Genomic DNA, 10,298 nt, shown 5'->3' with positions numbered 1-10,298 from the left:
GGGCGGGGGGGTGGCCCGGTTCCCGCGGGGGGGGGGGGGCCCCCCCCCCCCCCCCCACCCCTCAGGAAAGCGCGATCAGGCCTTCAGCCAGCTCATCATCGGCCGCAGCTGAGCGCCCGTCTTCTCGATCGGGTGCTCGGCCAGCTCCTCGCGGTGGCGGGTGAACTCCTTCTGGCCGCTCTCGAACTCCTCGACCAGCTGCCGCGCGAAGGTGCCGTTCTGGACCTCTTCGAGGATGCGCTTCATCTCCTTCTTGGTCTCCTCGGTCACCACGCGCGAGCCGCGGGTGTAGCCGCCGTACTCGGCGGTGTCGGAGACCGACCAGTACATCTTGGAGATGCCGCCCTCGTACATGAGGTCGACGATCAGCTTCATCTCGTGCAGGCACTCGAAGTAGGCGACCTCGGGCTGGTAGCCGGCCTCGATGAGCGTCTCGAAGCCCGCCTTGATCAGCTCGGAGACGCCGCCGCACAGCACGGCCTGCTCGCCGAACAGGTCGGTCTCGGTCTCCTCGGTGAAGGTGGTCTTCAGGGCGCCCGCGCGCGTGCCGCCGATGCCCTTGGCGTACGACAGGGCGAGGTCGAAGGCCTTGCCCGAGGCGTCCTTCTCGACCGCGACGAGACACGGCACACCGCGGCCGGCCTGGTACTGGCGGCGCACGAGGTGGCCGGGGCCCTTCGGGGCGACCATGGCGACGTCGACGCCCTCGGGCGCCTCGATGAGGCCGTAGCGGATGTTGAGGCCGTGACCGAAGAAGAGCGCGTCGCCCTCCTGCAGGTTCGGCTGGATGTCGTTCTCGTAGATGCCGCGCTGCAGGTGGTCCGGCGCGAGGATCATGATGAGGTCGGCCTCGGCAGCGGCCTCGGCCGGGGTGACGACGCGCAGGCCCTCGGCCTGGGCCAGCTCACGGCTCTTGGAGGTCTCGGGCAGCCCGACGCGGACGTCCACGCCGGAGTCGCGCAGGGACAGGGCGTGCGCGTGGCCCTGGGAGCCGTACCCGATGACGGCCACGACCCTGCCCTGGATGACGGACAGATCGGCGTGGTCGTCGTAGAAGATCTCGGTCACTTGCTGAAAACCTTTCAGGCGGTACGGTCCAGTGCCCTGAGGGACCGGTCGGTGATGGAACGGGCGCCGCGGCCGATGGCCACCATGCCCGACTGAACGAGCTCTTTGATGCCGAACGGCTCAAGCACCTTCACGAAGGCCTCGAGCTTGTCCGGCGTGCCGGTGACCTCGATGGTCACCGCGTCGGCCGCCACGTCGACGCAGCGGGCGCGGAAGAGCTGGACGAGTTCGAGCACGTGCGAGCGGCTGTCGGCGTCGGCCTTGACCTTGATGAGCATGAGCTCGCGCTGCACGGACAGCGAGGTGTCCAGCTCGACGATCTTCAGGACGTTCACCAGCTTGTTGAGCTGTTTGGTGACCTGCTCCAGCGGGAGTTCTTCCACGCTGACCACGATGGTCATCCGGGAGATGTCGTCGTGCTCGGTGGGCCCGACGGCAAGTGAGTCGATGTTGAAGCCTCGCCTGCTGAACAGCGAGGAGACGCGTGCCAGCACGCCGGGCTTGTTCTCCACCAGCACGGAGAGCGTGTGTCTGCTCATCAGTCCTCGCTGTCCCAGACCGGGGCCATGTCCCGGGCGATCTTGATGTCGTCGTTGCTGGTGCCCGCGGCCACCATCGGCCAGACCATCGCGTCCTGGTGGACCACGAAGTCGACCACGACGGGCACGTCGTTGATCTCCATGGCCTTCTTGATGGTCGCGTCCACGTCCTCGGGCCGCTCGCACCGCAGGCCGACACAACCATAGGCCTCGGCGAGCTTCACGAAGTCGGGGATCCGGCGGGTGGTCTGCAGGTCGGTGTTGGAGTAACGCTTGTCGTAGAACAGGGTCTGCCACTGGCGGACCATGCCGAGGTTACCGTTGTTGATGACCGCGATCTTGATCGGCACACCCTCGATGGCGCAGGTGGCCAGCTCCTGGTTGGTCATCTGGAAGCAGCCGTCGCCGTCGATCGCCCACACGGTCGCCTCGGGCCGGCCCATCTTGGCGCCCATCGCGGCCGGGACGGCGAAGCCCATCGTGCCGAGCCCGCCGGAGTTGATGAACGTGCCCGGGTTCTCGTAGTCGATGAACTGCGACGCCCACATCTGGTGCTGCCCGACCCCGGCCACGTAGTACGTCTCCGGCCCGGCGATGGCGCTGAGCCGCTTCATCACGTACTGCGGGGCCAGCGAGCCGTCCTCGAACTCGTCGTAGCCCAGCGGGTAGGTCTCCTTGTAGCCGTTGAGCAGCGTCCACCATTCGGCGTAGTCGCCCTTGCCCGCGGTCCCGACGGCGCCGATGAGGTCGGTGATGACCTCCTTGCAGTCGCCCACGATCGGGACGTCCGCGTGGCGGTTCTTGGAGATCTCGGCCGGGTCGATGTCCGCGTGCACGATCTTGGCGTACGGCGCGAACGTGGACAACTGGCCGGTCACCCGGTCGTCGAAGCGGACGCCGAGGCCGACGATCAGGTCGGCCTTCTGCAGCGCGCCGACCGCGGAGACGCTGCCGTGCATGCCGGGCATGCCCATGTGCTGGGGATGGCCGTCGGGGAAGGTGCCGCGCGCCATCAGCGTGGTGATGACCGGGATCTCGGTCAGCTCGGCCAGTTGCAGCAGTTCGGCGGAGGCGCCCGCCTTGTGCACGCCGCCGCCCACGTAGAGGACGGGGCGCCGCGACTCGGCGATGAGCTTGGCCGCCTCGCGGATCTGCTTGGAGTGCGGCCGCGTCACCGGGCGGTAGCCCGGCAGCTGCATCGTCGGCGGCCAGTGGAACTCGGTCTGGGCCTGCAGCGCGTCCTTGGAGATGTCCACCAGGACCGGACCGGGACGGCCGGTGGAGGCGATGTGGAAGGCCTCCATGATCGTGCGCGGGATCTCCGCGGGATCGGTCACCAGGAAGTTGTGCTTGGTGATCGGCATGGTGATGCCGGAGATGTCGGCTTCCTGGAAGGCGTCCGTGCCGATGGCCGCGCTCGCCACCTGGCCGGTGATGGCCACGATCGGCACCGAGTCCATGTAGGCGTCGGCGATCGGGGTCACCAGGTTGGTCGCGCCGGGGCCGCTGGTGGCCATGCACACGCCGACCTTGCCGGTCGCCTGCGCGTATCCCTCGGCCGCGTGGCCGGCGCCCTGCTCGTGGCGTACGAGCACGTGCCGGACCTTGACCGAGTCGTAGAGGGGATCGTAGGCGGGGAGGATCGCTCCGCCGGGAATCCCGAACACGGTGTCGACTCCCACGTGCTCCAAGGCCCTGACCAGGGCCTGTGCACCTGTCATCCGTTCGGTCATCGGCTCGTTCCTTAAAGGCCAGACACTTAAGGACATAAAAAAGGCCCCTCCCCACCGGGGGGTGGGACTGGGGCGGCGCGCAGGTCGTAGTGCTTCGCTATCGGCCCGCGCGCCGGCGAAGTACTACGAGAATCTCACTGCGAAGCATGCTGCCACCTTAGCCGCTCAATGGCCCACAGTGTCAACTTGCTGGACAGCTATCTCATTATTTGGGATCAGAGGGCGGACTGGAGGCTGGTACGCATCAGGGTGTCGACCCCGCGCGCCGCCATCGGCCGCGCCACCAGGAAGCCCTGGCCTCGCGTGCAGCCCATCTCCCGCAGCTTCTCCAGCTGCTCGGGACGCTCGATGCCCTCGGCCACCACGATCAGGCCCAGGTCGTGTCCCAGGCGGACGATCGTCCTGGTCAGCAGCGTCAGCGTCTCGTCGCGGCCCAGGCCGGAGACGAAGCTGGGGTCGATCTTGATCATGTCGACCGGGAGTTGCCGCAGGAACGCCAGCGAGGCGTAGCCGGTGCCGAAGTCGTCGATGGCCAGCCGTACCCCCAGAGCGCGCAGCTCCGACAGCCGGGAGATCGTCTCCTCGGCGTCCTCCACCAGCATCTCCTCGATCACCTCAAGGGTCAGCGCGGAGGCCGGCAGGCCGCTCTCCTCCAGGGCCTGTGAGACCGTCTCGACGAAGCGCGGCGCGGTGATCTGCCGGGCCGAGAGGTTGAGCGACAGGCCGATGTCCCAGGAGGACGCCCGCCAGGCGGCCACCTCGCGGCAGGCCTCGCGCAGGATCCACTCGCTCAGCGGCACGATCAGCCCGGTGTCCTCGGCGGGGCCGAGGAACTGCTCGGGCGGCACGAACGTCGAGCCGCGCCACCAGCGCACCAGCGCCTCCACCGCGGTCACCCGCGAGGTCGCCAGGTCCACCACGGGCTGGTACTCGATCGCGAACTGGTTCTCGATCAGTGCCCGCTGCAGGTCGGCGGCGAGTTCGAGGCGGCGCACGGCGTCGGCGTGCATCTGCGCGGCGAACACCTCCACCCGCCGGCCGCCCAGGTCCTTCGCCCTGGCCATGGCCACGTCGGCGTTGCGCAGCAGGTCGCCGGCGGGCATCTCCTCCTCGGCGAAGGCCACGCCCACGGACGCGGTCAGCGCCACGTCGCGGTCGGCCACGCGGAAGGGCTCCTGGGAGACCGCGCGCAGCAGGCGCTCGGCCACGTCCACCGCGAGCTGGGCCTCGCCGCCGGTCTCCACCAGCACCGCGAACTCGTCGCCGCCCCAGCGGGCGAGCGTGTCCTCGGGGCGTACGACGCCGCGCAGCCGCCTGGCAGCCTGGCCGAGCAGGGTGTCGCCGCTGGCGTGGCCCACCGAGTCGTTGACCGAGGTGAAGCCGTCGAGGTCGAGGAAGATCGCGGCCTGCCCGTAGACGCGTCCGGCCACCACCTCGCGGGTGCGCTCCTCGAAGTAGGAGCGGTTGGGCAGCCCGGTGACGCCGTCGTGGAAGGTCAGGTGGACGACCTGGTTGCGCAGGGCCTCCTCGTCGCTGATGTCGCGGGTGGTGATCAGCAGCACGTCCTCGCCGCCCACGTGGCGGGTGGCCACCGACTCGGTGGGCCGCCAGGTGCCGTCGGCGGCGCGCACCCGGCAGGCGATCAGGCAGGCGCCGGGTTCCGCCGAGTCCTCGTCGAGGCCCATGGCGCGCAGCGCGATCTGGATGCCGGGCAGGTCCTCGGGGTGGATGTAGTCGAAGATCGAGCCGCCGACGATCTCCTCGGGGCGGTAGCCGTAGGTGACCTCGACGCCCGCGCCGATCTCGCGCACGGTGCCGTCGTAGTCGCACAGCAGCACCACGTCGCCCGAACTCTCGGCCAGCTCGCGCAGCTGCCGGTCGCCGAGCGCGACCAGCCCGCGCAGGCGGGCGTGCGAGGTGGCCAGCACGAACAGGCGCAGCACGAGGATCAGCACCACCGAGGCGGCGACCACCACGACGCCCGTGACCGGGCGGTCGCGGCTGCCGGCCAGGTGGGCGGCGAGCACGACGACCGAGACGGCCACCAGGGCGAGCGGGACCAGCGCGAGCAGGTCGGCCACGGCGGGACCGCTCGCGGGCCGCTCGTCGCCGCCACGGCGCACGCCCCAGGGCGCCGCCGCCAGCAGCAGGAACGCCACCGGCGCCAGCACGAGGCTCCAGGTGGGCGGGGTGCCCTCGCCGAGCCTGGCCACGGCGGAGGCGGTCTCGGCGATCGTGGTCGTGGCCAGGACGCCGATCCCGGCCAGGCCGAGCGGCAGGCCGGAGAGGGTCCCCTTGACCACGACGGGGATGGTCGCGCAGGTCACCAGCAGGCAGACCATGGCCGGCAGCAGCATGAAGGTGAAGCCGGGCGAGCTTTCCGCGTAGACCTGGCGCAGCGCGACGACCCAGCCGATGAGGAAGAGCGCGGCCGTGCACAGATAGGCGTCGATCAGGTAGCGCAGCGCCGCCTTGGCGGTGGTCCTGCGCCCCGAGGCGATGATCGCGCCGCCCGCCATGAGGACGGCGCCGAGCAGCACGAGCAGGTCGGCGAAGCTGAGGATGAAGCCGGAGGCTATCGGCCGCACGCCGACGCCGGCCGACCACACCACCGCGCCCGCGCCCAGCCAGCGCGCCCCGGCCGCGTGCCGTGGGTCGCCCGACCTGAACGCGCTCACCAGCAGGGATACCGCCGCCAGCAGCGCCGCGGTCACTCCCGCGATCGCACCGGTCGCCGGCGCCGGCCCGCCCACCGCCAGCGCCATGGCGAAACCGGCCGCGCCTATGGCGGCGGCGGCCGTAATCGGCGCCCGTGGGTCACGCCAGCGGATCACAGTCCTTGCCCTCACATCGACAGTGTGTGCGGTGCCGGGTACGCGAGTGGTGACAACGCCGATGTCGTCACCGATCTGATAACCACACAGACCGAATTGCTCCCGAGCCCTCCTTGACTGGGAGTCAAGAGGGCCCAGTAGACGACAACCGTACGCACCGAAGGTCACGGACCAGCCACGTTCCGGATTCCTCTCAATACGTGTCGGAAATGACGTTGTTCAACGGCTCGCCGGCCAGATAGCGCAGCAGTTGGGAGCGCACCAGGCGCAGCATGCGCCGGCCGGAGGCGGGGGTGCTGCCGGCGACGTGCGGGGTGATGAGCAGGCCCGGAGCCGACCAGAGCGGGTGCCCATCGGGCAGCGGCTCGGGTGCGGTGACGTCCACGGCCGCCTTGAGCCGGCCGGACTTCAGCTCGGCCACCAGGGCGTCGGTGTCGACCACGCCGCCCCTGGCCGCGTTGACGAGCAGCGCGCCGTCCTTCATCCGGGCCAGGAACGCCGCGTCGACCATGCCCGCGGTGTCGGCGGTGGCCGGCACGAGCAGCACGACCACGTCGGCGAGCGGCAGCAGCTCGGGCAGTTCGTCCATGCCGTGCACGCCCTCGCGCGCGGTGCGTGCCACGCGGACGACGTCCACCTCGAACCCGTCGAGCCGCCGCTCCAGCGCGCCGCCGATGGACCCGTAGCCGACGATCAGCACCGTGGAGTCGGCGAGCACCCCGGTGTGGTGGTAGGTCCAGGCGCCCCTGCGCTGCGCGTCCACGAACTCGGGGAACTCGCGCAGCACCGCGATCATCGCGCCGACCGCCCACTCGGCGGTGCCCGCGTCGTGGACGCCGCGCGCGTTGCAGAGCACCGCGCCCTCGGGCATGTTCGGCCGGTACGGTTCCACCCCCGCCGTGACCGTCTGCACGAGGCGCAGCGAGGGCATCTTGGCCAGCGTCCCCTTGACGTCGGGCGGCGTGATCAGCGGCGGCACCCAGACCTCGACGTCCTCGATCCCGTCCGGCAATCCCCCCTTCCCGTCATAGACCACGCATTGAACGCGAGGCAGGTCGGAAAGGACGTCAATCATGGCTTCTGACGGCACCCAGATCTTCATGCCGAGAACCTTACGACCCGGGGGTCAGTATGGAAGGCATGAGGAAGCTCTGGTTGATCGTCCTGCTCGCGCTGGCCGGGTGTTCCACCGGTGGCGCGGTGACGCCCGCCGCCAACGTGCCCGCCGCCCCGCCGCCGGACGAGCCACGGGTCGTGGCCTCCGGCCTGAGCGTGCCGTGGGGCATCGCGTTCCTGCCCGGCGGAGACGCCCTGGTCACCGAGCGCGACAGCGCGCGGCTGCTGCGCGTGACGCCGCAGGGCAAGGTCACCGAGGTGGCGAAGATCTCCGAGGTCAGTCCCGGCGGCGAGGGCGGGCTCATGGGCGTCGCGGTCAAGGACGACTTCGTCTTCCTGTACTACACCGCGGCCGAGGACAACAGGATCGTCCGCTACCGCCTGAACGGTGACACGATCGCGCAGCCGAAGGTCCTGGTCGACGGCATCCCGAAGGCCGGCATCCACAACGGCGGCCGCCTCGCGTTCGGCCCCGACGGCTTCCTGTACGCCTCGACCGGCGAGGCCGGCGAGCGCCCCCTGGCCCAGGACCCGGACTCGCTGGGCGGCAAGATCCTGCGCATGGGCGTGGACGGCGACGCCCGGATCCACACGCTCGGCCATCGCAACGTCCAGGGCATGGCCTGGGACGAGAAGGGCCGCATGTACGCCTCCGAGTTCGGCGCCAGCTCCTTCGACGAGGTCAACCAGATCGTCGAGGGCCGCAACTACGGCTGGCCGCAGGAGGAGGGCCAGGGCGAGGACTCCGCCTTCGCCGACCCGATCGTCACCTGGGGCACCGGCGAGGCCTCGCCGTCCGGCATAGCCTACGCGGCGGGCTCCCTGTGGGTGGGCGCGCTGCGCGGCGCCCGGCTGTGGCAGGTCCCGCTGGACGCCGAGGGCCGGCCGGGCAAGCCGGTCGCGCACTTCGAGGAGACCTACGGCAGGCTGCGCGCGGTCGCCGTGGCCCCCGACGGCACGCTGTGGGTGGGCACGAGCAACAAGGACGGCAGAGGCTCACCCGCCCAGGACGACGACAGGATCCTCGCCGTCACTCCACGCCGTTCCTAGCGGCACAGGTGACCTGCGCCTGCGGGCGGTACTCGGTGGTCACCTTCTTGTCCCGCTTGACTTCCTTGCCGTTGTCGTAGAAGACGCGGGTGACGTCTACGGTGAAACCCTGCTGGCCGGCGGTCGGCAGGCAGCCGGCCTCGCTGCTGCTCTGGCGGCGGAACGGGGTGACCTCGCGGCGGTCGGAGACGACGGCCTCGACCTTGTCGTAGCGCCGGGTGCTCCACAGCGTGACCGTGACCGAGGTGGGTGAGAAGGCGGTCTTGATCAGCACGCCGTACTGGGAGTTGTTGACCCAGGTGAAGTCGCGGCGGGGGTAGAGGACGGCCACGTCGCGGCCCTCGGGGTAGCGGGGGGCGTGGTAGTCCATGGGCGTGTGCTCGCCGTTCTCGAAGCCGCCGAGGAAGACCGCGTTGTAGAGCGTGGTGGCGAACTGCGAGCCGCCACCGCCGACGACGTTGACCATCCGGCCGCCGACGACCTGCGGAGCTTCGAGGTAACCGGCCTCGGCGGTCGGCTGGCCCATGACCTCGTTGAAGGAGAAGGTCTTGCGCGGCAGCACCATCGTGCCGTCGAGCTGCTGGGCCATCTTCTGGATGTTGGTCGCGCGCGCCTGGCAGCAGTCGAACAACGTGGTGAAGGTCGCGACGCTCTCCTTGATCCCGAGGCCGCTGACCGCCCCGGTGCTGAGCCGCGGCTTGACCGCGCCCAGCGAGACCGCCAGCGTACGGCCGCCGCCCTGCGTCAGCACGCGGTTCATGTCCTCGGCCAGCTTGCCCGCGTCCACTCCCCTGCCCTGGCGGGCCGGGACGAGCACGGGCCTGTTGTCGATGATCTGGTACGTGGCGTCCGCCGGCCGCTGGGCCAGGTCGACCAGCTTGCCCTCGATGGGCTCCAGTGCCTTCTCCGCGTCGAACTGCGGCTTCAGCGCGCCCTTGCCGTCGGGGACGAAGGTGAGGTGGGCGGCGATGGCGGCGGGGGTGAGCTCGGCCTGCTTGCCGTCCTTGGTCAGGGTGACCGGGGCGGCGACCGCCCGCTTGGCGCGGGCCGCGGCCTGCCGTACCGCTTCCTCGGTGGTTTCGGGCTTGGCCGGGACCATGTTGAGCGCCACGTCGCCCTGGGAGCGCAGGAACGCGGTGCTGATGGCGCGCACGGCGGCGTCGCGGTCGAGGAGCAGGCCGTCCTGCGGCGGTACGGCGCGCGGACGCAGGCCGGAGAAGACGACGCGGCCCTCCTTGGGCGCCTTGTCCACGGATTCGGCGAGGCCCTCGACGGTCCTGGCGAGCTGGGCGGCGTCGATGGAGATCTTCGGCTGGAGGTCGGTGGTGCCGGTCAGGGCCCGCCAGACCTCGGCGGGGGTGGGGAAGCCGCTGGGGGCCTCGCCGATGGTGGCGACCACGTCGAGTTCGAGCCCGGCCTCGTCGGGCTGGATGCTCTCCTCGCGCCCGCCCATGCTGACGGTGACGGGCCGGTCGAGCCGGGCGGCGAGCTCGGCGCGGAGCTTGTCGGCGGCCTGGGTGACGGTCAGCCCGCCGATGTCGATGCCGGCGACGCGGGTGCCACGCAGCACCGAGCCGGACATGACGACCGCGGGCACAAGGTAGGCCAGCAGGCCCAGGACCACGAGGACGAGCAGGAGCGTGGGAAGGATACGGCGGCGGTGCGGCTCGGGGTCGTAGCCGGGCGGCCGGGGCGGCGGCTCGGCGGGCCGGAAGGAGGCGGACGGCTGGGGTTCCTGCATCGGCCAGGGCGTGGGCGGCGGGGCCACGGGCGGCAGTCCGCCGCCGGCGGCCGGTTCCGGCTTGGGTTCGGGCTGGCCGGTGGCGCCGAAAATATCCCGTGAGACGCCAGGCGGCAGTCCTTCGACCTTCGGTGGCTTCTTGCCGGGCATGGGCAAGGGCACCGAGGCGAACGGGTCGGTCGGTGAATCGATCGGTCCGGCGCGCCGCACGCCTCTA

Annotated in this window: 7 protein-coding genes; 1 reads left to right on the top strand and 6 read right to left on the bottom strand. The window is 70.7% G+C overall.

Features of this window, described 5'->3' with window-relative positions; genetic code table 11:
• Window positions 1-75 precede the first annotated feature (75 nt).
• From ilvC to ACFWY5_RS43495, 5 genes are all read right to left on the bottom strand, one after another.
• Window positions 76-1,059 carry a ketol-acid reductoisomerase gene (gene ilvC, locus ACFWY5_RS43515; protein WP_379638348.1) on the bottom strand — a complete coding sequence of 328 codons (984 nt, stop codon included), beginning with the start codon at window positions 1,057-1,059 and terminating at the stop codon, window positions 76-78.
• Window positions 1,060-1,082: 23 nt separating this feature from the next.
• The gene (gene ilvN, locus ACFWY5_RS43510; RefSeq protein ID WP_184960445.1) at window positions 1,083-1,607 is read right to left on the bottom strand and encodes an acetolactate synthase small subunit; all 525 of its coding nucleotides are present in this window, start codon (window positions 1,605-1,607) and stop codon (window positions 1,083-1,085) included.
• Window positions 1,607-3,340: an acetolactate synthase large subunit gene (locus tag ACFWY5_RS43505; RefSeq protein WP_379612017.1), complete on the bottom strand. Its 1,734-nt coding sequence runs from the start codon at window positions 3,338-3,340 to the stop codon at window positions 1,607-1,609. The genes ilvN and ACFWY5_RS43505 overlap by 1 nt, the downstream gene beginning before the upstream one ends.
• A gap of 215 nt (window positions 3,341-3,555) precedes the next feature.
• The gene (locus ACFWY5_RS43500; protein WP_379612018.1) at window positions 3,556-6,189 is read right to left on the bottom strand and encodes a putative bifunctional diguanylate cyclase/phosphodiesterase; all 2,634 of its coding nucleotides are present in this window, start codon (window positions 6,187-6,189) and stop codon (window positions 3,556-3,558) included.
• 178 nt (window positions 6,190-6,367) lie between these two features.
• Window positions 6,368-7,276 carry a 2-hydroxyacid dehydrogenase gene (locus tag ACFWY5_RS43495; RefSeq protein ID WP_379612019.1) on the bottom strand — a complete coding sequence of 303 codons (909 nt, stop codon included), beginning with the start codon at window positions 7,274-7,276 and terminating at the stop codon, window positions 6,368-6,370.
• A 38-nt stretch (window positions 7,277-7,314) separates the two neighbouring features.
• Between ACFWY5_RS43495 and ACFWY5_RS43490 the strand changes: the two genes are divergently transcribed.
• On the top strand, window positions 7,315-8,340 hold the full coding sequence (locus ACFWY5_RS43490) for a PQQ-dependent sugar dehydrogenase (RefSeq protein ID WP_379638346.1): 1,026 nt from the start codon (window positions 7,315-7,317) through the stop codon (window positions 8,338-8,340).
• Here the strand turns inward: ACFWY5_RS43490 and ACFWY5_RS43485 are convergent.
• Entirely contained in the window at window positions 8,321-10,291 is a 1,971-nt protein-coding gene (locus ACFWY5_RS43485; RefSeq protein ID WP_379612021.1) for a VanW family protein, read from the bottom strand. The genes ACFWY5_RS43490 and ACFWY5_RS43485 overlap by 20 nt on opposite strands.
• Window positions 10,292-10,298: the final 7 nt, after the last annotated feature.

Source organism: Nonomuraea sp. NPDC059007 (genome assembly GCF_042740555.1).
In the GTDB taxonomy this organism is placed as follows: Bacteria; Actinomycetota; Actinomycetes; order Streptosporangiales; family Streptosporangiaceae; genus Nonomuraea.
This window is presented reverse-complemented; position numbering and strand designations above follow the sequence as displayed.